This is a genomic window from Bradyrhizobium nivariense (assembly GCF_029846695.2).
Classification (GTDB): Bacteria; Pseudomonadota; Alphaproteobacteria; order Rhizobiales; family Xanthobacteraceae; genus Bradyrhizobium.
This window is the reverse complement of sequence record NZ_JARWCR020000018.1, coordinates 127,467-153,243: the sequence shown is the minus strand read 5'-3', so window position 1 is coordinate 153,243 and position 25,777 is coordinate 127,467. Positions and strand designations below refer to the sequence as shown.

24 protein-coding genes are annotated in these 25,777 nt (G+C 63.9%); 13 read left to right on the top strand and 11 right to left on the bottom strand.

What is annotated here, in order from left to right; all coding sequences use genetic code 11:
• Window positions 1–245: 245 nt before the first annotated feature.
• Both gpt and QCM77_RS17525 read right to left on the bottom strand, forming a co-directional pair.
• On the bottom strand, window positions 246–773 hold the full coding sequence (gene gpt / locus QCM77_RS17530; protein WP_279660796.1) for a xanthine phosphoribosyltransferase: 528 nt from the start codon (window positions 771–773) through the stop codon (window positions 246–248).
• A 38-nt stretch (window positions 774–811) separates the two neighbouring features.
• Entirely contained in the window at window positions 812–1,549 is a 738-nt protein-coding gene (locus QCM77_RS17525; RefSeq protein WP_279684280.1) for a competence/damage-inducible protein A, read from the bottom strand.
• Between the two features lie 277 nt (window positions 1,550–1,826).
• Between QCM77_RS17525 and QCM77_RS17520 the strand changes: the two genes are divergently transcribed.
• The 5 genes from QCM77_RS17520 (at window position 1,827) to QCM77_RS17500 (ending at window position 6,812) form a co-directional block, all read left to right on the top strand.
• Window positions 1,827–3,245, top strand: a complete 1,419-nt coding sequence (locus QCM77_RS17520) for a circularly permuted type 2 ATP-grasp protein (RefSeq protein WP_279660794.1) — start codon at window positions 1,827–1,829, stop codon at window positions 3,243–3,245.
• Window positions 3,246–3,249: 4 nt separating this feature from the next.
• Window positions 3,250–4,194: an alpha-E domain-containing protein gene (locus QCM77_RS17515; protein WP_279660793.1), complete on the top strand. Its 945-nt coding sequence runs from the start codon at window positions 3,250–3,252 to the stop codon at window positions 4,192–4,194.
• A gap of 102 nt (window positions 4,195–4,296) precedes the next feature.
• Window positions 4,297–5,145 carry a transglutaminase family protein gene (locus QCM77_RS17510; protein ID WP_279660792.1) on the top strand — a complete coding sequence of 283 codons (849 nt, stop codon included), beginning with the start codon at window positions 4,297–4,299 and terminating at the stop codon, window positions 5,143–5,145.
• A gap of 123 nt (window positions 5,146–5,268) precedes the next feature.
• Complete coding sequence (locus tag QCM77_RS17505) at window positions 5,269–6,027, top strand: proteasome-type protease (protein ID WP_279660791.1); 759 nt, start codon at window positions 5,269–5,271, stop codon at window positions 6,025–6,027.
• 26 nt (window positions 6,028–6,053) lie between these two features.
• A complete protein-coding gene (locus QCM77_RS17500; RefSeq protein WP_279684279.1) occupies window positions 6,054–6,812 on the top strand; it encodes an SDR family oxidoreductase in 759 nt (252 codons plus the stop codon).
• A gap of 182 nt (window positions 6,813–6,994) precedes the next feature.
• Here QCM77_RS17500 and QCM77_RS17495 read toward each other — a convergent pair whose 3' ends face one another.
• Complete coding sequence (locus tag QCM77_RS17495; protein WP_279684281.1) at window positions 6,995–8,233, bottom strand: MFS transporter; 1,239 nt, start codon at window positions 8,231–8,233, stop codon at window positions 6,995–6,997.
• A 158-nt stretch (window positions 8,234–8,391) separates the two neighbouring features.
• Between QCM77_RS17495 and QCM77_RS17490 the strand changes: the two genes are divergently transcribed.
• A complete protein-coding gene (locus tag QCM77_RS17490; RefSeq protein ID WP_279684278.1) occupies window positions 8,392–9,642 on the top strand; it encodes a NupC/NupG family nucleoside CNT transporter in 1,251 nt (416 codons plus the stop codon).
• Window positions 9,643–9,655: 13 nt separating this feature from the next.
• On the opposite strand, the gene QCM77_RS17485 is transcribed toward QCM77_RS17490, so the two are convergent.
• From QCM77_RS17485 to QCM77_RS17475, 3 genes are read right to left on the bottom strand one after another with little or no spacing between them, the layout of a single operon-like run.
• Complete coding sequence (locus QCM77_RS17485; RefSeq protein WP_511337199.1) at window positions 9,656–11,098, bottom strand: rhomboid family intramembrane serine protease; 1,443 nt, start codon at window positions 11,096–11,098, stop codon at window positions 9,656–9,658.
• A complete protein-coding gene (locus QCM77_RS17480; RefSeq protein WP_279660787.1) occupies window positions 11,037–12,107 on the bottom strand; it encodes a threonine aldolase family protein in 1,071 nt (356 codons plus the stop codon). Before QCM77_RS17480 ends, QCM77_RS17485 begins: the two co-directional genes overlap by 62 nt.
• Window positions 12,108–12,134: 27 nt before the next feature.
• On the bottom strand, window positions 12,135–13,055 hold the full coding sequence (locus QCM77_RS17475; protein ID WP_279660786.1) for an amino acid ABC transporter substrate-binding protein: 921 nt from the start codon (window positions 13,053–13,055) through the stop codon (window positions 12,135–12,137).
• A gap of 155 nt (window positions 13,056–13,210) precedes the next feature.
• On the opposite strand from QCM77_RS17475, the gene QCM77_RS17470 reads away from it, so the two are divergent.
• Together QCM77_RS17470 and QCM77_RS17465 are read left to right on the top strand one after the other, a co-directional pair.
• Window positions 13,211–14,131 carry a LysR substrate-binding domain-containing protein gene (locus tag QCM77_RS17470; RefSeq protein ID WP_279684276.1) on the top strand — a complete coding sequence of 307 codons (921 nt, stop codon included), beginning with the start codon at window positions 13,211–13,213 and terminating at the stop codon, window positions 14,129–14,131.
• Between the two features lie 208 nt (window positions 14,132–14,339).
• On the top strand, window positions 14,340–16,466 hold the full coding sequence (locus QCM77_RS17465) for an O-linked N-acetylglucosamine transferase, SPINDLY family protein (protein WP_279684275.1): 2,127 nt from the start codon (window positions 14,340–14,342) through the stop codon (window positions 16,464–16,466).
• A gap of 113 nt (window positions 16,467–16,579) precedes the next feature.
• Here the strand turns inward: QCM77_RS17465 and QCM77_RS17460 are convergent, their stop codons facing one another.
• Together QCM77_RS17460 and QCM77_RS17455 are read right to left on the bottom strand one after the other, a co-directional pair.
• Window positions 16,580–17,122: a cupin domain-containing protein gene (locus QCM77_RS17460; protein ID WP_279684274.1), complete on the bottom strand. Its 543-nt coding sequence runs from the start codon at window positions 17,120–17,122 to the stop codon at window positions 16,580–16,582.
• A 184-nt stretch (window positions 17,123–17,306) separates the two neighbouring features.
• A complete protein-coding gene (locus tag QCM77_RS17455) occupies window positions 17,307–17,594 on the bottom strand; it encodes an usg protein (protein WP_279660782.1) in 288 nt (95 codons plus the stop codon).
• Window positions 17,595–17,972: 378 nt separating this feature from the next.
• On the opposite strand from QCM77_RS17455, the gene QCM77_RS17450 reads away from it, so the two are divergent.
• Both QCM77_RS17450 and groL read left to right on the top strand, forming a co-directional pair.
• Window positions 17,973–18,287, top strand: a complete 315-nt coding sequence (locus tag QCM77_RS17450) for a co-chaperone GroES (protein ID WP_247338897.1) — start codon at window positions 17,973–17,975, stop codon at window positions 18,285–18,287.
• Between the two features lie 45 nt (window positions 18,288–18,332).
• A complete protein-coding gene (gene groL / locus QCM77_RS17445) occupies window positions 18,333–19,973 on the top strand; it encodes a chaperonin GroEL (protein ID WP_279660781.1) in 1,641 nt (546 codons plus the stop codon).
• Window positions 19,974–20,090: 117 nt separating this feature from the next.
• On the opposite strand, the gene lepB is transcribed toward groL, so the two are convergent.
• Together lepB and QCM77_RS17435 are read right to left on the bottom strand one after the other, a co-directional pair.
• Window positions 20,091–20,837 (bottom strand): signal peptidase I, encoded by a 747-nt coding sequence (gene lepB, locus QCM77_RS17440; protein ID WP_279684273.1) that lies wholly within the window; start codon window positions 20,835–20,837, stop codon window positions 20,091–20,093.
• A gap of 124 nt (window positions 20,838–20,961) precedes the next feature.
• The gene (locus QCM77_RS17435) at window positions 20,962–21,801 is read right to left on the bottom strand and encodes a LysR family transcriptional regulator (protein WP_279660779.1); all 840 of its coding nucleotides are present in this window, start codon (window positions 21,799–21,801) and stop codon (window positions 20,962–20,964) included.
• Between the two features lie 132 nt (window positions 21,802–21,933).
• On the opposite strand from QCM77_RS17435, the gene QCM77_RS17430 reads away from it, so the two are divergent.
• The 3 genes from QCM77_RS17430 (at window position 21,934) to QCM77_RS17420 (ending at window position 24,644) form a co-directional block, all read left to right on the top strand.
• Window positions 21,934–22,527: a cysteine hydrolase family protein gene (locus QCM77_RS17430; RefSeq protein ID WP_279660778.1), complete on the top strand. Its 594-nt coding sequence runs from the start codon at window positions 21,934–21,936 to the stop codon at window positions 22,525–22,527.
• Between the two features lie 12 nt (window positions 22,528–22,539).
• The gene (locus QCM77_RS17425) at window positions 22,540–23,178 is read left to right on the top strand and encodes a glutathione binding-like protein (RefSeq protein WP_279660777.1); all 639 of its coding nucleotides are present in this window, start codon (window positions 22,540–22,542) and stop codon (window positions 23,176–23,178) included.
• A 110-nt stretch (window positions 23,179–23,288) separates the two neighbouring features.
• The gene (locus QCM77_RS17420; RefSeq protein ID WP_279660776.1) at window positions 23,289–24,644 is read left to right on the top strand and encodes a caspase family protein; all 1,356 of its coding nucleotides are present in this window, start codon (window positions 23,289–23,291) and stop codon (window positions 24,642–24,644) included.
• Window positions 24,645–24,675: 31 nt separating this feature from the next.
• Here QCM77_RS17420 and QCM77_RS17415 read toward each other — a convergent pair whose 3' ends face one another.
• Window positions 24,676–25,746 carry a DUF2778 domain-containing protein gene (locus QCM77_RS17415; RefSeq protein ID WP_279684272.1) on the bottom strand — a complete coding sequence of 357 codons (1,071 nt, stop codon included), beginning with the start codon at window positions 25,744–25,746 and terminating at the stop codon, window positions 24,676–24,678.
• Window positions 25,747–25,777 lie beyond the last annotated feature (31 nt).

Genomic DNA, 25,777 nt, shown 5'->3' with positions numbered 1-25,777 from the left:
GTGGACCACTTCTGTGGCAGGCTGTCCGTAATCTCTTCAGCCGAACCCGCCGCCACCTCTGCGAACCACCGCGACGGCGCCAAAAACAACACGACAATCTCCGCGCACGACTAACCTAGCGCAGATGAGGGTTGGGGTGAGGGGCTGTCTCGACAAATAAGGTGAGAGACGGACTCGCGGAAGCTCCCCCTCACCCGGCGCTTCGCGCCGACCTCTCCCCGCAAGCGGGGCGAGGTGAAGAAGGATCACGCCGCGCCGTCGCGGAGCGGCGGGAGGTAGGTCAGCGCAGTGTCCCAGGGGAAGAAGATCCAGGTGTCCTGCGACACCTCGGTGATGAAGGTATCAACCAGCGGGCGTCCCTTCGGCTTGGCATAGACAGTGGCGAAATGCGCATCCGGCAGCATCTCTCGCACCAGCTTGCCGGTCTTGCCGGTGTCGACGAGGTCGTCGACGATCAGAAGCCCCTTGCCGGTGCCGCCGCCGAGCTTCATCGCCATTTCTGAAATGCCCTTCAGGACCTGGAGCTCGCCCTGCTTGTCGTGCTCGTAGCTGGCGATGCAGACCGTGTCGATCACGCGCACGCCCAGCTCGCGCGCCACGATCGCGGCCGGCACCAGGCCACCGCGGGTGATCGCGATCACCGCATGAAACGGGCCAACCTCGTTGAGCCGCCAGGTCAGCGCCCGGCAATCCCGGTGGAACTGGTCCCACGACACCGGAAAGGGCCGGCCCGCCCGTTCTTGCGCACTTAGTTCCGGTGCTTCACCAGCCATTATCCTCTCCTGCCATTCGCCTGCCGGCAGCTTCCCTGCTACCGGCTGATGTTCAATCCCGCCAGCATTTCCTTCACCGCCACCATCGCTGCCGCCAGCTTGTCCGCATCGCGCGAGCGCACCACCAGATTGGTGTTCGGCTTCTGGTCTTCGTCCATGAAGGGATAGCTGCCGATGATGGTGTCGGGATGTTCGGCGGCGATCACCCGCAGCGGGCTGCCGATGTCGCCTTCCCGCGCATTGGCGCGGACCGATTCGGAGAGCATGCGCACGCCCGATTTCAGCTTGGGCGAGACGATGTCCATCATCGCCTGCATGATCGAGGGCACGCCGGCCATCACGATGACATTGCCGATCTTGAAGCCGGGGGCGAGGATGGTCGCGCTCTGGATCAACTCGGCACCGTCGGGAATGCGGGCCATGCGCAGGCGGGCCTCGTTGAGGTCCTGCTCGCTCCAGCGCTCGCGGAAACGGGCGACCACCTCCGGGTGATGGTCGATGCCGACACCGAACGCCTTGGCGACGCTGTCGGCGGTGATGTCGTCATGGGTCGGGCCGATGCCGCCGGTGGTGAAGACATAGGTGTAGCGATGCCGCAGTGCATCCAACGCGGCAATGATGTCGGGCTCATCGTCGGAGACGATCCGGACCTCCTTCAGGTCGATGCCGATATTGGTGAGGTATTCGGCGATGAAGCCGATATTCTTGTCCTTGGTCCGGCCGGACAGGATCTCGTCCCCAATAACCAGAATGCCCGCCGTGACGATCTCGCTCATACCTCAAGTCCCTCACCTGTCGGCCCGACTTTGCCGAGGTAACGCGTTGAAGTCACGCGCTTTTGCTGCCGAAATAAGCAGTCCTCAGCCATTTTTTCAGGCAAGCCGCCGGCCATCCCCGGCAAATGTCCTCTCCCCATGCTTATCGCGCTGGCCCGGCCCTTGCTACCACACGAAAGTCATGCACTCTTGCCGCATGGCCAGGACGTTGCGGTCTTCACCAGGGCCTGGCGACCTGTCGAATGGCGCAACGCCTTGCGGAGACAAGTCGGGATCTATGGCAGTCGCGTTTGATGAAATGAACATTCCCGGTGGGGACCTTCGCCCTGCCTATCAGGAGCTGGCGCGCTGGCTCAAGGAGACGCCTCCCGAGGCGCTCGAATATCGCCGTCAGGAGGCCGAGCTTCTGTTCCGCCGCATCGGCATCACCTTTGCCGTCTACGGCGATTCCGAGTCCACCGAACGCCTGATCCCCTTCGACGTGATCCCGCGGATCATGTCCGGCAAGGAATGGGCGCTGCTCGAGAAGGGCCTGAAGCAGCGCGTGCGCGCGCTCAACATGTTCCTGCGCGACATCTACCACGGCCGCGACATCCTGCGCGCCGGGATCGTGCCCGACGACCTCATCTTTCAGAACCCGGTCTTCCGCCCCGAGATGAACGGCCAGCAGGTGCCGCACGACGTCTACGTGCACATCGCCGGCATCGACATCATCCGGGTCGACGCCGAGGACTTCATCGTGCTGGAGGACAATGCGCGCACGCCGTCCGGCGTGTCCTACATGCTGGAAAACCGCGAGATCATGATGCGGCTGTTTCCGGATCTGTTCGCCCGCCACAGGGTGGCGCCGGTCGAGCGCTATCCGGACGAACTGCTCTCCGCTCTTCGCTCGGTCGCGCCGAACAGTGCCTCAGGCGAACCGACGGTCGCCCTGCTCACGCCCGGCGTCTACAACTCCGCCTATTACGAGCACTCTTTCCTTGCCGACAAGCTCGGCATCGAACTGGTTGAGGGCCGCGACCTCATCGTCAAGAACAACGAAGTGTTCATGCGTACGACCGAGGGGGTGAAGCGGGTCGACGTCATCTATCGCCGTGTCGACGACGACTTCCTCGATCCCCTCACCTTCCGTCCCGACTCAGCGCTCGGCGTGCCCGGGCTGATGTCGGCCTATGCGGCCGGCAACATCACGCTCGCCAACGCGGTCGGCACCGGCATCGCCGATGACAAGGCGATCTATTCGTACATGCCGGAGGTCGTGAAATTCTACCTCGGCGAGGAGCCGATCCTGAAGAACGTGCAGACCTGGCGCTGCCGCGAGCCGAAGGATCTGGCTTACGTGCTCGACAATCTCGGCGAACTCGTCGTCAAGGAGGTGCACGGCTCCGGCGGTTACGGCATGCTGATCGGCCCCGCAGCGACCAAGGCGACCATCGAAGCGTTCCGCGAAAAGCTCAAGCGCGAGCCGGAAGGCTTTATCGCGCAGCCGACGCTGGCGCTATCGACCTGCCCGACATGCACCGCAAGCGGCCTCGCGCCGCGCCACGTCGACTTGCGGCCCTTCGTTCTGACCGGCAGCAAGCACACCACCATCGTGCCGGGCGGACTGACACGCGTCGCGCTGAAGGAAGGCTCCCTGGTGGTGAACTCGAGCCAGGGCGGCGGCACCAAAGATACCTGGATTTTGGACGAGTAGAGAGATGCTGTCGCGCACCGCCGAAAACCTCTACTGGCTCGCCCGCTACGTCGAACGGGCCGAATATCTCGCGCGCACGATCGATGCGACGCTGCGCGTCACCGCACTCCCCGCCGCTTATATCGGCAAGACCAACGAATGGGACTCGGCGCTGCTGACCGCAGGCGTCGCCGCGAGCTTCTATCAGCAGTATGAAGAAGCCAACGAGCGCAACGTCGTCGACTACCTCTCGTTCTCGGCGGACAACCCGTCCTCGATCAGAAACTGCATCGAAGCGGCGCGGCTGAACTCGCGCTCGGTGCGCACCGCACTGACCAGCGAGATGTGGGACACCATCAACTCGGCCTGGATCGAATTGCAGGAGGTCTGGAGCAGAGGGACCTCCACGCGCGAGGACCTCGCCAAATTCCTGCGCTTCGTGCAGGAGACCTCGCTGCGTTTCGACGGTTCGGCCTACCGGACCATGCTGCGCAACGACGCCTATTGGTTCTCGCGGATGGGCCTGCATCTGGAGCGCGCCGACAACACCGCGCGCATTCTCGACGTGAAGTACCATGTGTTGCTGCCCGAAGAGGAGCATGTCGGCGGCCCCCTCGATTTCTATCAGTGGACCTCGATCCTGCGCTCGGTCTCGGCGCTGACGGCCTATCACTGGGTCTATCGCGAGACGCTGAAGCCATGGCTGATCGCGGATTTGCTCATCCTCAACGACACGCTGCCGCGCTCGCTCGCAAGCTGCTACGGCAATCTCGTGCGCAACCTCGACCAGGTCGGCGTCGCCTATGGCCGCCAGGGCCCGGCCCAGCGCCACGCCCGCGGCATCCGCAACCGGCTCGAACACAGCAATATGAACGACATCTTTCAGCACGGCGTGCATGAATTCATTCAGGAATTCATCGCTGATAATTCCAGGCTGGGCGAAATCATCACGAAGCAGTATTTGATCTGATACACGTAGTCATTCCGGGATGGTCCGAAGGACCAGACCCGGAATCGCGAGATTCCGGGGTCGGCTCTTCCAGCCGCCCGGGAACGACGGAATCAAAACACCATGCGCCTGCGAATCCTCCACACCACGACCTATCGCTACGAGCCGCAGGCGACCAGCGTCATCCAGATCCTGCGCATGACGCCGTGCAGCCATGACGGGCAATATGTGGCGGAATGGCAGATCGACGTTTCGACCGACACCAAGCTCGACACCCATGAGGACGCGTTCGGCAACGTCACCCATGTGCTGTCCTGCGGACCCGTCGGCGACATCAAGATCACTGCCGAGGGCCTGATCGAGACCCACGACACCGGCGGCGTTCTCCGCGGCGCCGATGAGCGCTTTCCGGCCGGCATGTTTTTGCGCGCCACGGACCTCACTGGCGTCAATCCGGCGATGAATGCGGTCGCGCGCCAGCTGCGCAGCGAGGCCGAGAGCGACACCCTCGGCTTCCTGCACACGCTGATGAGCGAGATCGGCGATCACATGACCTTCGACGAGGACCCGACCAACAGCGGCACATCGGCGGCCGAGGCGTTCACGCTCAAGCGCGGCGTCTGCCAGGACTACGCGCATATTTTCATCGCCTGTGCGCGCAGCGGCGGCGTGCCGGCGCGCTTCGTCTCCGGCCACTTCCTGCGCTCGGACGGCACTGTGCATCAGGACGCCGGCCACGCCTGGGCGGAAGCCTACGTCGACGGTCTGGGCTGGGTCGGCTTCGATCCCGCCAACAGCATCTGCGCCACCGACGCCCATGTCCGCGTCGCGATCGGGCTCGATTATCTCGGCGCAGCCCCCGTGCGCGGCACCCGCTATGGCGGCGGCGCGGAGACGCTGGCGGTGGCCGTGAAGGTCGAGCAGGCCGGCCGCGGCGGCCAGTCGCAGTCGCAGTCCCAGCGGCAGAGCTGAACCGCGCCACGCACGCCCCCCACCCGCGGACAGCTTTCGGCCGGCCGCCCCGCGGGAATCGGGGGTTGGAGCGGCCCTTGAAATTGGCTAGTAATTCCGCGCAAACACGTTCGGGGACTGGAAATGACCTATTGTTGCGGAATCCTGGTTCGGGACGGTCTGGTGATGATCGCCGACACCCGCACCAATGCCGGCCTCGACAACGTCTCGACCTTCCGCAAGCTCCACATCTTCTCCAATCCCGGCGACCGCATCATGGCGATCGCCAGCGCCGGCAACCTCGCGATCAGCCAGTCGGTGCTCTCCACGCTGACTGAGGGCCTCGAAGACCCCAACACGGGCGAGATCGAGACGCTGATGAACGCGCCGACCATGTTCCAGGCTGCCCAGCGCATCGGCCGGGCGATCCGGGCCGTGCACACGACCGAAGGGCCGGCGCTGAAATCAGAGGACGTGTCGTTCGACGTCTCCTTCCTGTTCGGCGGCCAGATCAAGGGCGCACGCATGCGCCTGTTCATGGTCTACACGGCGGGTAACTTCATCGAGTGCACCACCGACACGCCCTATTTGCAGATCGGCGAGCACAAATACGGCAAGCCGGTGCTCGACCGCGCCATGCATTACGACGTCGAGCTCTACGAAGCGCTCAAGACCGGCCTGATCTCGATGGACTCGACCATGCGCTCGAACCTCGGCGTCGGCCTGCCGATCGACGTACTGGTGGTGCGTGCCGACGCCTGCGAGGCCGATCTCAACCACCGCATCGAGGCGGGCGAGCCCTATTTCCACGATTTGCGCTCGCGCTGGTCGGCGGCCTTGCGCGCCGCGCATCAGAACATCCCGCGGCCGCCCTACAAGAACGAAAAAGAACCCAAAACCTGACAACTTAAGAGAAAAGGCAGGAAACGATGAGTGAAGCGAAGAAGATCGCAGTGGTGACGGGCGCCGGCACCGGAGTCGGGCGCGCGGCGTCGCTGGCGCTGATGAACACCGGCTTCACCGTTGTGCTCGTCGGGCGCCGGCTCGACATGCTCGAGGAGACCGCCAAGCTCGGCCCCGCGGGACAAAGCCTCTGCGTCACCGCCGACATGACCAAGCCGGACTCGATCGCTGCGCTGTTTGCCAAGGTGAAGGACACCTATGGCCGCCTCGACGTGCTCTTCAACAATGCCGGCATGGGCGCGCCGGCCGTGAACTTCGAGGATCTCAGCCTCGAGCAGTGGCAGGCGGTGGTGAACACCAACCTCACCGGCCCGTTCCTGTGCACCCAGCATGCCTTCCGCATCATGAAGGACCAGACCCCGCGCGGCGGCCGCATCATCAACAACGGCTCGATCTCGGCGCATGCGCCGCGGCCGTTCTCGGCGGCCTATACCTCGACCAAGCACGCCATCACGGGCCTCACCAAGGCCTCGAACCTCGACGGCCGCATGTACGACATCGCGGTCGGCCAGGTCGACATCGGCAATGCCGCGACGCCCATGACCGATCGCATGGTTGCCGGCCCCGGCGTGATGCAGCCCGACGGCACGATGAAGCACGAGCCGCGCATGGATGCGAAAGCGGTCGGCGATGCCGTCGCCTACATGGCCGGCCTGCCGCTCGACGCCAACGTGCTGACCATGACGGTGATGGCCAGCAAGATGCCGTTCGTGGGACGGGGCTAACTAAAAACTCGAAAACAACCCCATGCACAGTAGGCGCGTGGCGGCGCCCTATTGAATCATCTGCGCTATTTCCGCAGTCGTCATTGCGAGCGAAGCGAAGCAATCCAGTATCCCTCCGCGGAAACAGTCTGGATTGTTTCGTCGCTTCGTTCCTCGCAATGACGCGGGAGAGAGCTCCCGCCCTACTCCAGGCTCTCCACCTGCCGCAGGCTTGGGAACAGCTTCATCCACAGCAGCGCGACCGCGACCGTGCAGACGCCGCCGAGCACGGCGGCGGGCATCGCGCCGAACAGTGCGGCCGCGACCCCGCTCTCGAACTGGCCGAGCTGGTTCGAGGCATTGATGAAGAGGAAGTTCACCGCACCGACCCGGCCACGCATCTCGTCGGGAGTCGCGAGCTGCACCAGCGAGAAGCGGATCACGACGCTGATCGTATCGGCGGCACCGAGGATCGCGAGCGCGAGCACCGACAGCCATATCCAGGACGACAGCGCGAACACGATCGTTGCAACCCCGAACACGATCACGGCCTGAAACATGCGCAGGCCCGCATGGCGCGAGATGGCGTGACGCGCCAGCACCATGGTCATCAGCAGCGCGCCGACGGCGGGCGCGGCGCGCAAGATCCCGAGCCCCATCGGGCCGGTCTGGAGGATGTCGCGGGCGTAGATCGGCAGCAGCGCGGTGACGCCGCCGAACAGCACCGCGAACAGATCGAGCGAGATGGTGCCGAGGATCGCCGGATTGCCGCGGATGAAGCGGGCGCCGGCAAAGATGTTGTCCGAGCTCGTCCCCTCCTTGGCGACCGCCTGCGGGCGCGGCCGGATGAAGCCGGTCAGGATCATCCCAAGAATCCAGAACAGCACCATCACGGCATAGGCGAGATGCGGCGCGATCGCGTAGGCCAAACCGCCGAGCGCGGGCCCCGTGATGGTCGCGACCTGCGCCGCGCCGCTGGAGACGGCGGTGGCGCGCTGGAGCGATCCCTGCGGCGCGATCAGCGGCAGCAGCGCCGCGGTGGTCGGGCTCTCGAACGCGCCGGCAATGCCGAGCACGAAGGTCGCGACGAAAATCTGCACTTCGCTGACTGCGCCGAGATAGGTACTGACAGCGAGATAGAGCGCGGTCGCGGCTTCCATGAGCTGGCAGAGCTGCACCACGCGCTTGCGCTCGTAGCGGTCGGCGGCGTGGCCGGCGACGAACACGAGGAGCGCCGTCGGCAAGAACTGCACGAGGCCGACCATGCCGAGGTCGAAGGCCGAGCCGGTGAGATCGTAGATCTGCCAGCCGATCGCGACCGCCGCGATCTGGCTGGAAAAGCGCGACAGGCTGCGCGAGAGCAGGAAGAACAGGAAGGCGCGGTGGGAGAGGAGCGCGCGGGCGCTCACCGACCGATTCGCTGAAACTGGCTGCTCTGGCATCGCCTCTTCGGTCACGCTCGGACTATCCAGCTCCTGATGTGGACGTGCTCCGCGTGGCTGACGCGGACCTGCTTGTCAACAGCGGGACGCTCCGACAATCTCCCGGCATTGCATTTGCAACGCATGCGCGGCCATAATCATCGGGGTTTGGGGACATCATGCTGCGGCTGCAATCGGTACTCGGCATTTTCGCATTGCTGCTGCTCGCCTTCGCACTGGCGGAGAATCGGCGCGCCGTCTCATTGCGGCAGGCTGCGATCGGCCTCGTCGCGACTTTTGTCACCGCCATCGTGCTCTTGAAAGTGCCGATCGTCGCGCGCACTTTCGGCGCCATCAACGACGCGGTCGGCGCGATCTCGGCGGCCTCGCGCGCCGGCTCCTCCTTCGTGTTTGGCTATATCGGCGGCGGTACCCTGCCCTTCGATCTGAAAGTGCCGGGCGCCGATTTCATCCTGGCGTTCCAGGCGCTGCCGATCGTGCTGGTCATGAGCGTGCTGACCACGCTGCTGTTCTATTGGCGCGTGCTGCCGCCGGTCGTGCGCGGCATGGCCTGGCTGCTGGAGCGGACGCTCGGCGTCGGTGGCGCGGTCGGGCTCTCGACCGCCGCCAACATCTTCCTCGGCATGGTCGAGGCGCCGCTGTTCGTGCGGCCGTATCTCAACCAGATGACCCGCAGCGAATTGTTTCTGGTGATGACCGGCGGCATGGCCGGCATCGCCGGCACGGTACTTGTGCTCTACGCGACGCTCCTTGCCCCGCTCATTCCTGACGCCGCCGCGCATTTCGTCATTGCCTCGGTGCTGGGCGCGCCGGCGGCGATCCTCGTCAGCCTGATCATGGTGCCGGAGACCTCAGACAAGCGCACTGGCGGTGCGCTTGAGGATCCCGAGATGGAGGTCTCCAGCACGATGGACGCGATCGTGAAAGGCACCGGCGCAGGGATCGAGCTGCTGATCAACATCGTCGCGATGCTGCTGGTGCTGGTGGCGCTGGTCTATCTCGTCAACGCCATCCTCGGCCTGCTCCCGAACATCGGCGGCGCCGCGATCTCGTTGCAGCGTCTGCTGGGACTGGTGATGGCGCCGGTGTGCTGGCTGATGGGGCTGCCATGGGATCAGGCGGTGACGGCCGGCAGCCTGATGGGCACGAAAACCGTGCTCAACGAGTTGATCGCCTATGTCGACTTCTCAAAGCTGCCGGGCGACGTGCTCGATCCGCGCTCGCGCCTGATCATGCTCTATGCGATGTGCGGGTTCGCCAATTTCGCCAGCCTCGGCATCATGATCGGCGGCCTCGGGGTGATGGCGCCGGAACGGCGGGAGGAGATCAACGCGCTCGGGCTGAAGTCGATCGTGTCGGGGACGCTGACGACGTGTTTGATGGGGGCGATCGTCGGGGTGTTGAGCTAGCTCTATCCGCCGGTCACTCCGGTCGACCGCACAACTTCTGCTTCTGCAATATGCGACGCACCTCAGCCATTTTGGCACGGCACGGCTCGACCGCCATGGCCTTCGCCTCGCTGTTTCGTCCCTGCGCCCACAGCGACACCGCCATCAAGCCCTGCGCCCCGGTGCGCGCCGTCCCACCCGCCACATCCGAAGCGGCGAGCGACATGGCAGTTCGCGCTTCCGCCTCGGCGGCATTGAGGCTCGCTTTTTCCAGGAAGAAGATCGCACGGAACAGATGAGCCCGCGGGTCTTTCGGATAGCGGGTGACGAGATCGAGAGACCGGCTGGCCATCTCTTCAGCATTCGCCGGCGCTTCCGACGCGCGGATATACTGCACGGCATCGGCCATGTAGGATGAATAATGAGCGACGGCGAAGCCGGCGCAGATCAGAGATCCGACCAATCCTGCGAGCAACACCGTGCCGGCGCTCCGCGGCAGGCTGTCATATGACCAGAAGGCGAGCCACGGCATGATGGCAAGCGCGCCGCCGGCCAGCGCACCACCTGCATGGGCAAAATAGTTGACATTGCCGGAGGCTCCGAAGGCCAGCGGCAGCAGTGCGGGAACACCGAAGAAGAGCGACGTCTTCAGTCTCGACATTGTTTGATCGGCGTCCGCTTCGGGATCGAAACTCGCGACGAACAGCGCGGCGATGAGCCCGGTAATGGCGCCGGACGCGCCGACGCTCACCGTGCCGGGGTCATTGCCCAGGAGTGAGCCGGCCTCTCCGGCCACTGCACTGGCGACAAAGATCAGAGAAAACCAGCCACGACCGATCAGACTCTCCAGCCTGACGCCGACGATGAGCAGCGCAACGCAGTTGCCTACGAGATGCCACTGGCTACCATGCAGAAGCGGTGCAAGGCCGATCCGCCACCACTCACTCCTTCCAACGACCAGATCGTAGCCGGACGCGCCCTGAGCGATCAGCGAACGGACATCGATTGAGCCGTCCCGCGCAATGTCGATGGCCAGACTGCGTTGCAGAGCGTAGATCAAGAGCAAGCCGAAAATCAGGCCAATGGTGAGGAATGGGATATCGGCCAGAAGCTTGTTGTCGCCAAAAAGCGTGCCCTCGCTGGACAAGGGCCGAGGTGCGATCGGCGCGGCGACGGGTGGTTGAAGCGATGCTCTCGGGGCTGGCGCCACGACGCCGCGTCGGCCAAAAGTGTTGGTCGCCATGAAAACATTTCCCGCATTTTCACAGCCTTGAGTTGACGCGAGAGGTATTTTCGACTGGTTACCGCCCGCCCTGCGGGACGGCTGAAACCATCCGATTGGTAACTGCCCGGTTTCACGGATCGGGCGCCTTCTAACGATCCGCTGATCGTGGGAGTGCTGAGCTAAGCGCTCTCTAAGCCAAAGCTCCAGCCACGGCACGAAATACCATGACCGCGCGATCAACATCCGCATCATCGATATGGCGATGGGTCACGCAGCGCAATCGATGCCTGCCCCAGGGCCTCGCCCTCAGGCCCTCCCTCTCCAGAGCCCCCGACCACACGGCGCTGTCGCGCCCGGAGAGAGAGACATCAACCTGCACGATATTCGTCTGCGGGATTGTCGCGCTGATCTTTGGATGCATCCCGTTCAACGCATCACTCAGGGCTCGCGCACGTCGGTGATCCTCCGCCAAACGCGTCCCCATGACCTGAACCGCCTCCAGGCCGGCCGCGGCCAGGACGCCGATCTGGCGCTGCGTGCCTCCCAGCATGCGGCGAAACCTGCGGCTGCTGTCGATCACCGCGCGCGGCCCGGCGAGCACGGCACCGGCGGGTGCGCTCAGGCCCTTCGACAGACACAGAGAAACCGTGTCGCAATGTCTCGCAACCTCGGCCGGCGCCGTTTCGAGGGCGACGGCGGCGTTGAACAGCCGCGCGCCGTCGAGATGCACCGGGACACCGCGGGCCGAGGCCATGGCGTGCACGGCCTGCATATGATCCAGCGGCAATACGGCGCCGCTCGCGTTGTTGTGCGAGGTTTCCATTGCGACGAGAGCGGTCCCGAGCTTGAGCCCTTCGCCCTGCAGGGCGTCCTCCAGCAAATTCAGGTCCATTGCGCCGGCGGTGCCGGCAATTGCGAGGTAGAACTGCCCCGTAAACGTCGCCGCCCCTCGTTCCGAGGTGTACATATGGGCATTCGATTCCAGCACGATCTGTTCGCTGCGCTGCGACTGCGCCAGCGTCGCCAGCAGATTAGCCATGGTGCAGCTCGGCACAAACAGGCCGGCGTCCTTGCCCAACGCCGCAGCTGCGACGGCCTCCAGCTCCTGCACCGTCGGGTCACCGTCGAGCCCGTCATCGCCGAGCGGCGCAGAGGCCATGCGGGCATACATCGCCTCGGTCGGCTTGGTGACAGTATCGCTGCGCAGGTCGATGGGTGGCAACCCGGCGCCCGCCGGACTCGTGTCGTGTTGATGTGCCATTGCGAGACCTCTAGAGCGCTTGTCGCGTCATTCGTAGACTGCCGGGTCGCCGGAATCGGTCGGGTTGGCCAGCGCCCGCTTGAGGGCGGCGCTCATCGGAAATTTCAGGTTGAGGCCATGCGGTGGGATTGGTGAATTGAAATATTTGTCGTAGAGCGCCGCAATCTGCCCGCTCTTCATCAGGTCGATCACGGCATCGTCGACCATCTTCTTGAAAGAAGGATCATCCTTGGGTTGGACGATACCATAGGGCGCCGTCTCGAGACTCTTGCTACCGATCAGGAATGCATCCGGCGTTCTGGACGAGGCGACCGTGGCAAAGGCGAGACCGTCATCGTTGGCGGTGCCGGCCACCCGGCCCGTCGACACCAACAAGAAGGTCTCGGCGGTGTCCTTGGCCGGCACCACCGTGATGCCGAGATTGTTCTTGGCGTTGATCAGCGTAATCACCTTGAAAGTCTGGCCGCCGGCTTGGGCGGCGATGGCCTTGCCGCGAAACGAAGCCGGGTCGTTGACATCGACCCCGCCATCCTTGCGCGCGACGAGGACGACCTGCGCAACGAAGGTGGTGGGAGCAAAGGCAACGAGTTTATGCCGCTCGACATTATTGGTCGTGTTGCCGCATTCGAGATCGATCGTACCGTTGGCGAGCAGCTGAATACGTGTCGCCGAAGTTATGGGGTTATAGCGAATCTCGAGCTTGGGGAGCTTGAGGGCCGTCTTGATCGCCTGCACCACCTGTTCACAGATTTCCACGGTGTAACCGACCGGCTTCTGGTTACCGTCGAGATAGGCGAAGGGCACCGAGGTCTCGGGGTACCCCAATGTGATCGAGCCGGTCTCACGGATCTTGTCCAGCCTGCTCGCACCTTGGGCCATGGCCTCGCTGGAAAGAAGAACTACAGCGACGGTCGCCGTGGCGAGTGCCTTGATCGTTGTCGCTTTCATGTCGTCCCCTTTTTTTCGCGAATGTCCGTGACGCCGTCCACGGTGGGTGAGCAACGACAGGGCCGCTCCGTGCGAACGGCTTCATGCTCTAGACTATCGTCCAAAAGCTCGATCTGATGAAATTCCAGTTTCATACTCTCCTATACGGATTTGATATGGCAACCAGACGCATGGGCCTGAAGCATGTGGAGGCTTTTCGGGCGGTCTTCGTGACGGGATCGATGACGCAGGCGGCTCAGCGCATGCATACCTCGCAGCCCCAGATCAGCCGCCTGATCGGACAGCTGGAAGCGATCACACAATTCCCGCTGTTCGATCGCAGTGGCGGCCGCCTCCGCCCGACGGTGGACGGATCGCGCTTTTTCCAGGAGGTCGAGAAGACTTTCATCGGCTTGGCGGGACTGGAGGCCAGCGCAGCCAGCATCCGCTCGTTCGGTATGGGTCGGTTAAGCGTTGCGGCGATGCCGCGCCTGGCCGGCGGCCTGCTGACACGCATCGCGGCACGCTTCAAGGTGGACTATCCACACGTGATGATCTCGATCCGATCCGGCACGGCGAGCGCCGTGCACGACTGGGTCAGTTCCGGGCTTTGCGACACCGGATTGGCAATGCTCTACGGCGAGGTTGCGGGGGTGCATGTCGAGCCGGTGCTCAAGACCCGTTGCGTCGCGATCATGCCGAAGGCGCATCGTCTTGCGCAGAAGAAGACGCTGCGCCCTGCCGATTTCGCCGACGAGGCCTTCATCTCCTTCGCCACGGGGAGTCCACTCTACGATCGCATCGATACGATCTTCGCGCAGGCGGGCGTCACGCGCCGCATTGTTGCGGAGACCGATCTGGGCGCATCGGTCTGTGCCTTGGTCGCGGCGGGCCTCGGCATCAGCATTATCAACCCGATTGCCGCGCATGACGAAAGCTCTGGCGCGGCTCTGATCACGCGCCCCTTCAACCCGGCTGTCCCCGTTACGATCGCACTGCTCTATCCACCTTATGCCGCGCGCGGCCGGTTGATCGATGCCTTCAGCGAATATGCTCGCAAGGTCATGAGCGCGGAATTGGGCTATCTCGAGCGGTAGTGGGCCGATCCGCCGCGAGGAAATCAACGCGCCCGGGCCGAAGTCGATCGTGTCGGGGACGCTGACGACGTGTTTGATGGGAGCGGTGGTGGGGTGTTGACGTGAGGCTTGCGTGAGGCTGGCGCCCTCGTCGCCCGGATGAACCGCAGCGCAATCCGGACAATCCTTCCATGTTAATCTCGCCCGGAGATTCGGGTGGAATTGATTCATGAGCGACAGCGTCGGCCAGCGTGCATTTCAAAATGCCCGGCTTCAGAAACGGCAAAAAGCCGAGGTGGGGCCGTTGCTCGCGCGCGCCCTCCAACTGCACAAGGCAGGACTTCTCCGCGAGGCAAAGGCGGCCTATCGCGAACTCCTGGAGCTCGCGCCCAACCAATTCATCGCGCTTCATTTGCTGGGCGCTTTGGAGTCTGACGCCAAAAACTATCAGCAAGCCCAAGTTCTGCTGAGCCGAGCGGTTGCCGTGGATCCGCGATCTGCCGAAGCTCATATGAGCCTGGGCGTCGCACTGAACGGGCTAGAACGTCACAATGAGGCCCGCGAGAGCTATCGAAAGGCCCTCGCCTTGCGCCCCAACTACGCCTTGGCCCTGTCCAATCTCGGTAACGCGAGCGCGGCCCTTGAACTTTACCAAGAAGCGCTCGAGAGCTACGACAAGGCGCTCGCAATCGACGGAAAACTTTCCGAAGCCCATAACGGCCGGGGTTGGGCGCTCTGCCGTCTGCGCGCCTATGACGAGGCTATCGCAAGCCTAAACCGCGCGCTATCGATCAAGCCTGACTATGCCTCGGCACTGTCGACCCGCGCCGTTGCATTGCGGGAACTTCAGCGATTTGACGAAGCCATGGCGGATTGCAATCGGGCAATCGCGCTGGCACCCGACGACGCGAATGGGTGGCTCTGGCGGGCCAGCATCTTGCTCCTGACCCGGCGAGTTGCCGAAGCATTGTCCGATTGCGAGAAGGCTCTCGCGACCGATCCCGGCTTCTCTCATGCCCACAGCCTGCTCGGCCAATGTCTCGCGGTACTTGGCCGGGTCGACGAAGCCCTCGCCAGTTTCGACAGAGCTCTCGACATCCAGCCTGACCAGAGCACGATCTCCAGCAAGATATTCACCCTCGATTTTATGGCGAAGGCCAGCGTTGCGCAGCATCAGCAAGCGCGGCATGTATGGTGGGAGCAGATCGGTGCGAAGATCGCTTCAGCAGCGGCGGGACCGCATGATAACAGCCGCGATCCGAATCGCCGTCTGGTGCTGGGTTATGTCTCGTCGGATTTTCACACACATTCGGCGGCGTTCATTTTCAAGCCGGTCCTGCAGCACCATGATCGGGCACAGTTCGAGATCGTGTGCTACTCTTGTTCGTCGAAAACGGATGCGACGACCAGCGAATTTCAAGGGATGGCCGATCGCTGGCGCGACGCCTCGCAATGGTCCGACGATCGCCTCGCGGCACAGATCCGCGCCGATGGCGTCGATATCCTGATCGACCTGTCCGGCCATACCAGCGGAAACCGCCTCGGCGTGTTTGCGCGCAAGCCGGCACCGGTCCAGGTGCATGGCTGGGGCCACGGTACCGGCACCGGGCTGCCAACGATCGATTATCTGTTCTCGGACCCGGTCGCGATTCCTGTCGCGGTTCGGCATCTGTTTGCGGAGACCATCGTCGACCTGCCGTGCTTTGTGACGTTAGCGCCGCTGCCGGCCGGGATTGCGCGGGCGCCAACGCCGGCGATTGCGAACGGCTTCATCACATTCGGTGTCTTCAACCGCATCAGCAAGATTTCGAACGAGGCGGTGGAGGTCTGGTCCAGGATTCTCGAGCGGGTGCCGGGTTCGCGACTGCTGATCAAGGATACTGCGCTGGACGCTCAGCTGGTCCGCGACAATCTGCTGGCGCGGTTTGCAGCTTGCCGGTTGCCGGCCGAACGCGTCGATCTGCTCGGGGCCACCTCGCGCGGCGAACATCTGGCATCGTTCAATCGCGTCGATATCGGCCTCGACCCGTTCCCGCAGAATGGCGGCGTCAGCACATGGGAAGCCTTGCAGATGGGCGTGCCGGTGGTGGCGAGGCTCGGTAACAGCCTGCCTAGCCGTGCTGCCGGCTCCATCCTCACCGCGCTTGGCCTGCCGGACTGGGTCGCCGACAGCGATGACGCGTATGTCGAAATCGCAGCGAGCCGTGGGACGCAGATCGGCGATCTCGCGACGTTGCGCCGCGAACTGCCCGAACAGATCAGGGCTGCGGCCGCCGGCAACCCCGTCTCATACGTGCAAGCGGTGGACGGCGCCTATCGCGCGATGTGGAAGCGCCACTGCGACAGCTGCGCCTGATCTCTGTCTCAATGAGCCGACCTCTTGAAGCTGCGAGGCGATCGAAGGCCGCGCGTGAGAAGCGCTCTGGAATCTTCGTCGCAAGAGCTCCTTCGCAATGACGACGAAGGAGCCTACGCCTTCAACTCCACCGTCTTGAACTCCGCCGGCAGGATCACCTCCAGCAGCTCGACGTCGTCCGAGTAATCCAAAATCATGTGCTTGATCTTCGGCGGCTGGGTCCAGGCGCTGCCCTCTTTCATCAGCGTCTCACCCTCGCCGTCCATATAGGTCTTCACCCAGCCCTTAAGCACGTAGACCATCTGGAATTCGACGTCGTGGAAGTGCAGCTTCGACACCTCGTCCGGATTGCAGGGGCCTTGCAGGCGGATCACATGCGCCTGCGCGAGGCCGTGGCTTGCAGCGGCGATGCCGAGGTCGCGGTATTTTGCGTAGGCGCGCAGGCCGTCGGCTTTGAAATCCTCTTCGCGGTGATGGCTGATGGCGATGCGCTGCTTGGGACGCGCGGGCTTTTTCGGAGTGACAGTGCGCGCCTTCGCTCTCACCGCCTTGGCTTTCACCGCCTTGCGCGCCGATAATCGGGGCGCGGCCTTGGCTCCGCTCCGCTTCTTCACCGCGGCTTGCGATGCGGTGCGCGATTTTGCCTTCTTGGCCATGGGCTGGCCTCCCTGTTGTTGTTATGGGGAGAGGCTAGCACAGAATGCGAAATCGTAGGGTGGGTGGGCCCCGCGGCTGCGCGAAGCGCAGTCCGCTTGGCGTGACCCACCCCTTTGCTTCGCAATCGTTGATGCATGGAGGGTTACGCTGACGCTAACCCACCCTGCAGCACCGCATTTGCCTTCAATGCAGCCGGAACACGCCGTCCACCGCGCGCAGCTCGGCCGGCTTGATCAGCTTGGAATGCACGACCGTCACCGAATGCAGCGGGCCGTCGAGCTTCTCCTGCCAGAACGCCAGGAAATCCGTCAGCGCCGGAAATTTCGGAAACATGTCGTAATTCTGCCAGACATAGGTCTGGAGCAGCGAGCGATGATCCGGCATCCGATAGAGAATTTCGGCCGTCGTCAGCCCGTAACCCAGCGCCTGTTTCCGGAAATCGTCGGAAACAACCCCAACCCGCGAGACCATGCCAACCTCCTTTGCAGGAGCGCATATTCAAGGGGTGGCGTTCCGGTACGCCCTACGAGCCACCCGGTGGAGATGCGCTCACATGAGGCAAATGTGACGCAAACTGATAATCCATCTCAAGCCCAAAAGTTTAACAAGCTGTTGAAATTCAATGCGTTAGCAGCAGATGCGGCACCGTGCTAATACGGCCCCCGGGGCCGGTTAACGATGGTAAAGAATTCTGGCAGACAGCGCTTCTGAGTGCTGATTTTTCTGGTAGAAGCCCTTGCCCCCGCAAAAATCCTGGCTTATCTGAGCTTCACCCGCATTGGCACTCGCGGGCATCGACTGCTAACACCCCTGAAAACATCAAGCTAAACAAATGCTTAGGAGGACTGCATGAAATTCCGTCCGCTTCACGACCGCGTCGTGGTCAAGCGCATCGACGCAGAAGAGAAGACCGCTGGCGGCATCATCATTCCCGACACCGTCAAGGAAAAGCCCTCGCAGGGCGAAATCGTCGCTGTCGGTCCCGGTGGTCGCGACGAAGCCGGCAAGCTGATCCCGATCGACCTGAAGGTCGGCGACCGCGTGCTGTTCGGCAAGTGGTCCGGCACTGAAGTCAAGATCGACAACGTCGATCTGCTGATCATGAAGGAAAGCGATGTCATGGGCGTCCTCGACGTCCCCGCTTCCAAGAAGAAGGCGGCCTAACAGCCCCCTCTCCCCACCCAGCTAGACACCTAAGGAAAAATCCACATGGCAGCTAAAGAAGTCAAATTCTCGGTTGATGCGCGCGACAAGATGCTGCGCGGCGTCGACATTCTCGCCAACGCGGTGAAGGTCACGCTCGGCCCGAAGGGCCGCAACGTCGTGCTCGACAAGTCGTTCGGCGCTCCCCGCATCACCAAGGACGGCGTTACCGTCGCCAAGGAGATCGAGCTCGAGGACAAGTTCGAGAACATGGGCGCGCAGATGGTGCGCGAAGTCGCCTCCAAGTCCGCTGACGCGGCCGGCGACGGCACCACCACCGCCACCGTGCTCGCCCAGGCGATCGTGCGTGAAGGCGCCAAGTCGGTTGCCGCCGGCATGAATCCGATGGACCTCAAGCGCGGCATCGACCTCGCGGTCGAAGCCGTCGTTGCGGACCTCGTCAAGAACTCCAAGAAGGTCACCTCGAACGACGAGATCGCCCAGGTCGGCACCATCTCGGCCAACGGTGACGCGGAGATCGGCAAGTTCCTCGCCGACGCCATGAAGAAGGTCGGCAACGAGGGTGTCATCACCGTCGAGGAAGCCAAGTCGCTCGAGACCGAGCTCGACGTCGTCGAGGGCATGCAGTTCGACCGCGGCTACATCTCGCCCTACTTCGTCACCAACGCCGACAAGATGCGCGTTGAGATGGACGACGCCTACATCCTCATCAACGAGAAGAAGCTCTCCTCGCTGAACGAGCTGCTCCCGCTGCTCGAGGCTGTGGTGCAGACCGGCAAGCCGCTGGTCATCGTCGCCGAGGACGTCGAAGGCGAAGCGCTCGCGACCCTGGTCGTGAACCGTCTCCGTGGCGGCCTGAAGGTCGCTGCGGTCAAGGCTCCGGGCTTCGGCGATCGCCGCAAGGCCATGCTGCAGGACATCGCGATCCTGACCGGCGGCCAGGCCATCTCGGAAGATCTCGGCATCAAGCTCGAGAACGTCACGCTCAACATGCTCGGTCGCGCCAAGAAGGTGATGATCGACAAGGAGAACACCACGATCGTCAACGGCGCCGGCAAGAAGGCCGACATCGAGGCGCGCGTGGCCCAGATCAAGGCGCAGATCGAGGAGACCACCTCGGACTACGACCGTGAGAAGCTCCAGGAGCGTCTGGCCAAGCTCGCCGGCGGCGTCGCGGTGATCCGCGTCGGCGGCGCGACCGAAGTCGAGGTGAAGGAGCGCAAGGATCGCGTTGATGACGCGATGCATGCGACCCGCGCGGCTGTCGAGGAAGGCATCGTCCCGGGCGGCGGCGTCGCCCTGCTCCGTGCTTCCGAGCAGCTCAAGGGCCTGCGCACCAAGAACGACGACCAGAAGACCGGCGTCGAGATCGTGCGCAAGGCGCTCTCGGCTCCCGCTCGCCAGATCGCGATCAACGCCGGTGAAGATGGCTCGGTGATCGTCGGCAAGGTCCTCGAGAACAAGGCCTACGCCTACGGCTTCGACTCCCAGACCGGCGAATATGGCGACCTCGTCAAGAAGGGCATCATCGACCCGACCAAGGTGGTCCGTACCGCGATCCAGAACGCAGCTTCGGTTGCGGCCCTGCTGATCACCACGGAAGCCATGGTCGCCGAGCTGCCCAAGAAGGGCGGCTCCGGCCCCGCGATGCCTCCGGGCGGCGGCATGGGCGGCATGGACTTCTGATCCAGCCACTCCAGCAAACACCAAATGCGAAACCCCGGCAGCGATGCCGGGGTTTTTGTTTGTCTCCGCACGTCATTCCGGGGCGGCGCGCAGCGCCGAGCCCGGAATGATGAGGCCTCACCACACCTTCCCCAGACGCTCCATGTGCGGCTCGCCGTGTTCGTCGAGTGACCAGAATATCCGCGTCACGCGGCCGACGAGATTGTCCATCGGGATGAATCCCATCACGGACATCATGCGGCTGTCGGTGGAGTTGTCGCGGTTGTCGCCGAGCGCGAAGAAATGACCTGATGGCACCGTGAAGACGCTGGTGTTGTCGAGATAACCGTTGTCGACCCAGTCATATGTCACATAGCTCGCGCCGTTCGGCTGCGTCTCGCGCCAGCGCTTGATCTTGGCGCCGTCATCCACACCACAGGCGGAGCCCCCGGGCACGTTCGCGAGAGCGACGCGCGTCACCGGGCGGTCGTTGAGGATGAGCTGGCCCTGCCGCATCTGGATACGATCACCGGGCAGCCCGACCACACGCTTGACATAGTCGACCGAATTGTCCTTCGGCGTGCGAAACACCACGACGTCGCCATACCCGGGCTCGGCGGCAAGGACGCGGCCCGAGATCCATGACGGCGCGAAAGGAAACGAATAGCGGCCATAGCCATAGGCATATTTTGCGGCGAACACGTAGTCGCCGACGACCAGCGTCGGCCTCATCGAGCCGGACGGGATGTTGAACGGCTGGAACAGGAAGATGCGAAACAGGAACGGCGGCGACCACAGCACCGGGATCAGGAGGATCAGGATGACGATCGCCTTCCATTCCCGCGATTGCGCCGACGGGTGGATGGTTTCCTGGAGAGTGGTCATGCGCCTGCCCCGATCAAGCCTGTGGTCGTCGCGAGATTACGCAACCTTCGCGCGCGCGCAATCCCATAACTTGGTCGCGTCGCGCGCGGATCGCGTTCACGCACCGCCAGGCGCCGGCCGACAGTCACCCGCGCTCAAAATCCCTGAAGCAGTGGCGCACCCATTCGATGGTGAGCCGCGTCGCCGGGTCGCGCTTGAGGTGGTTCTGCACGAGCAGCCAGACGTCGCGGCGCCTCGGCAGAAGCGTCGCGCGCAGGCTGCGGTCGGCGAGCAGCGTCCCGCAGCTGTGCTCGGGCAGCACGCCGACGACCTGATGCGACTGGATCATAGTGCGGATGATGCGGACGTTGTCGGTGACGCAGCGCACGTTCTTCAGCCGCTTCGCGCGCAGAAACTGCTGCTCCGGAATAGCGTCGAGCTCGTCCGGATAGACACAGGCGACCGGATCGCCGCCCGCGCGCTCAGTGGGCTCGAAGAAATACAGCCTGACCTCGCCGAGCTTGGAGATCGTGAAGTCGCCCTTCTCCGGCTTGCGCAAGCGAATGGCGAGGTCAGCCTGCCAGCGCGAGAATTTGACGTTGCTGCTGGAGGTGAGGAACTGAAGGGACAGGCCGGGATGATCGCGCAGGAAGGCGCCGGCGTGCGGGGCCAGCAGTTCCTCGGCGACCGCATTGGTCGAGGCGATACGCAGGCGGCCGACCGGCCCGGGCTGGCTTTCACTGAGCCGGTCAATCGCCGCGACATGTGACGCCATGGCGCTGACATGTTCGAGCACGGCCTCGCAGTGGCGGGTCGGCCGTCTCAGACCGTCCACCGCATCGAACAGCGGCACGCCGAGATCGCGCTGGATGCGCGCAAGCCTTCGGCCAACGGTAGTCTCGTCGATGCGCAGCCGTGCGCTGGCGCCGGCATAGGTGCCCTCGTCCCTTACCGCGGCGATGATGCGCAGATCGTCCCAATTCATCGCAGGCGAGTCTAGCAGGCGTCACCGGCTCCTGCAAATTTGCAGCCATATGCTGCAATAGTCCTGCACAATGGCAGGCCGCCGCCGCGCTAGTGTCACGCCATCTGATCTCCTTACGGAAGCCTGACCAGTATGACCGCTCCAAAGACCCTGCTCGAATTGTCCGGTGCCGATCTCACGCCGCCGCGTCTCGGCGACGCCGCGCTCGTGCTGATCGACATCCAGAACGAATATCTCGCAGGGCCCCTCGCCCTGCCCGGCGCCGGGCCTGCGATCGCGCGGGCGGCCGCCTTGCTGGCGCGGGCGCGCGAACGCGGATCCGCAATCATCCATATCGCCCATCGCGGCAAGCCCGGCGGCCTGTTCGATCGCACCGCCGATCGCGGCGCCATCGTCACCGAGCTCGCGCCGCTTGCGGACGAGCTCGTGATCGAGAAGGAGCTGCCGAACGCCTTCGCCGGCACCGACCTGCAGGCGCAGCTCGGCACGAGCGGACGCAAGAACATCGTGCTGGCGGGCTTCATGACGCATATGTGCGTCAGCTCGACGGCCCGGGCCGCGCTCGACCTCGGCCTGCGCACGACGATCGCAGCCGATGCCTGCGCCACACGCGATCTGCCCGACGGCCGCGGCGGAGCGCTCTCTGCAAGGACCATTCACGAGGTCGCACTGGCCGAATTGTCGGATCGCTTCGCGATCATCGCGCAAGCCGAAGCGCTGACCTGACGGAGCGCGACGATGCTGCAACTCTACTTCTTTCCGATGGCCTGCTCGCTCGCCAGCCGCATCGCGCTGATGGAGGCCGGCTTGGATGCGCACTATCACCTCGCTCATATCTGGACCAAGAAAGTCGTGGACGACGGCAGCGATTTCCTTGGCATTTCGCCGAAGGGCGCGGTGCCGGTCCTGGTTCTGGAGAACGGCGAACGGCTGACCGAAAGCGCGGCGGTCCTGCAATACATCGCCGATGTAAAACCGGAGGCGGGCCTTGCGCCCGCGTTCGGAGATCCCGATCGCTATCGCCTCCAGGAATGGCTGAGCTTCGTCGGCGCCGAGATCCACAAGGCGTTCCTGTTTCCGACCTTCTGGTACAAGGACGACGGCTCGCTCGCCAAGCCGCGCGCAAGGGTAGCGGAGACATTGTCGATGCCTGCCACGCATCTGGCGGACCGGGAATTCCTCGTCGGCAACCGCTTCACCGTCGCGGACGCCCACCTCACCTGGGCCTTGCTGCTGCTCCGTCCCGCAGGCGTCGACATCGCGCAATGGCCATCCTTGTCGGCCTATCTCGAGCGCATGCAGGCGCGGCCGGCGGTGCGGGAGGCGATCGCAACCGAAATGGCTCTGCGCAAGACGATGGCGGCGAGCCCAGCGTGACAGGATGTCACGGCCGCGAAATCTGAGCGTTTCTCAGGCAGAGCATTGATGTCGGCGCGGCATGCGCTAATCTCGAGGGATATTTTTCGACATTTCCTTGGAAGGCATTCATGCGTGCTCTTTCCAGATTTTGCCCGGCCAAACTTTGCCTCGCCCTCCTCGCCTGCTGGCTTTCCCTTGGGTCTGCATCGGCGGAAACGCGGGTCGCGCTGGTGATCGGCAACGGCGCCTATGCCAGCACGGCGCAGCTTCCCAACCCGTCGCACGATGCCGAAGACGTCGCCGCCTCGCTCAAGCGCAGCGGTTTCGAGGTGCTCCAGGGCATCGACCTGCGCCAGGCCGACATGCAGGACCTGACCATCCGCTTCGCGCGCGCCGCGAGCCGAGCCGATGTCGCCATGTTCTACTACAGCGGCCATGCGATGCAGTACAACGGCGTGAACTATCTCATGCCTGTCGACGCCGTGCTGAGCGACGAAGCCGACCTGAAGCGTTTCGTGCGGGTCGACGACATCGTGAACGATTTGCAGCAGGCCAAGAACCTGCGCATCCTCGTGCTCGATTCCTGCCGCGACAATCCGCTGGCCGAAACCTTGAAGCGCTCCGCCGGCATGACGCGTGCCGCCTCGATCGGACGGGGCTTGTCCAAGGTCGAGGCACCGCGCGGCACGATCGTGTCGTTCTCGACCCAATCCGGGCAGACCGCGGCGGACGGCAGCGGCCGCAACAGTCCCTATACGAGCGCGTTCCTGAAGCACATCGAGGAACCGCAGGAGATCGGCGAGGTCTTTCGCGACATCAGCAGCGACGTCTACGACTCCAGCGGCAAGACCCAGCTCCCGGAGCTGTCGCTGTCGATCATCGGCAAGTTCTACCTGAACGGACCGGTGTCGATCACGGTGGCACCGGCGGCTCCGCCAGCTGCGGCGCGGCCCGATCCCTGCGCGGCCGCTGAGGCGCACTGGAAGGCTGCGGACGGCATCGGCACGCTTGGTGCCTACGAGGATCACCTCGCCAGATTCCCGAATTGCATTTTCGCCACTCTCGCCAAGGCGCGAGTTGAAGGCCTGAAGCAGAAGATGGCGCTGGCGCCTGCCGGCAACGGCCGGGCCGGCGGCGGCAAAGACTTCGACGGCAACTGGGACGTGACGTTGAACTGCGCGGCTACCGGCAAGGCGCAGGGCTTCACCCGGGCCCTATCTGCCACGGTTGCGAACGGCGTGTTTCACGCTGACGCTCAGAGCCAGGGCGCCGTCAACCGCTTGGAGATCGATGGCCAGATCCCTGCTGACGGCAAGACGACATTGAGCGCGCGCGGGACGACAGGGGCGAGCACTTACACCCTCAATAACTTGCCGCCGGGTTCTCCCTACGCGTTTACGGTCGATGCCCAGTTCGAACGCAGCCGCGGCAGCGGCAAGCGCAACGAGGCGCGTGCCTGCAACCTGGTTTTCGTCAAACGCTGATCGTGCAAAAAGCGGTGAGGCGCGTTGCGCCTCACTCCACTCGCGCCAGCACCGCGAGCCTGCGGATGCCCTTGTTGCGGTAGGCATCGAGGAACGCGTAATAGTCCTTGAACGACACGCAGCCGTTGGAGTCGCCATTCGGCCCGAGCATGAAGGTGTGCGCGAGCAGACCGTCGCGGCCGTAGATCGCGCTCTCGCCGCCAATCGGGGTCAGGCGCAGCGCCGGAACGCCGTGAAACAGCGCTTCGCGCGGCTTCAAGTCGTAGATGTGCGGCGGCGTCACGCCACGCATGCGGATGCGCGAGGAACGGGGATCGTCGAGATTGGAGCCGAGGCCGGAATGTGCCTCGAGCTTGGTGCCGTCGGGCAGATACACCGTCTTCGCGCTGATGTCGTAAACCGCGGTGGAGCGGTCATAGGGCGCCGAACCGCCGAGCATGGGATTCTGCTCCTTCGGCGCAATGGAAGCGGTCACGCTGGCATCGGCCGAGGCATAGGCGAGCAGCCCGCCGGACGGCTCACGCTTGCCCCAGAGCTTTTCCACCATCGACTGCCGCGGCCCGGTCACCGACATCACCGCGGCCTTGGCGCGATCGGCGAACGATTTCGGCTTCGCCTCAGCCGCCGGCACGATCTCGGCCGGATCTGCCGAGGCAAGCTGCACCGGCGCGTCGGTGCGCTTGGACTTCGCAGCGTCAGCGATCTTGGCGGGACCTGGCTTCAGGACTTCCGCGACCCTTGCGATCACGCTCGGCTTTGGCGCGTCCTTGGCTTCGGCTACCTTGGTTGCGGGCGTGGCGCTCGCCGCATTCGATGTCACGCCTTGGGTCGCAGCCGCAGCAAAGCGTTCGTTGAACATCTCGCGCGAGATCGGCGCTGCCACCTGCAACCGGTCGGGCAAGAGTGCAAAGGCTTCCTTGACGGCCTCACCGGCCTCGCGCAGCGCGACCCTGGGCGCGCGCTTGATCACGGGCTCGTCGTAGCCGCTGCTGCCGACGGTCGGATAGACGCTGGCGGCAAGGATGTTGCTGTAGATGGTCCAGCCGGCGCCAAGCACGACGCAGCCGATCACGGCAGCGCCAAGCACGTTTTGGGTGGTCATTTTCCGGGAAGGCTTCCGATAAGAATTGCTC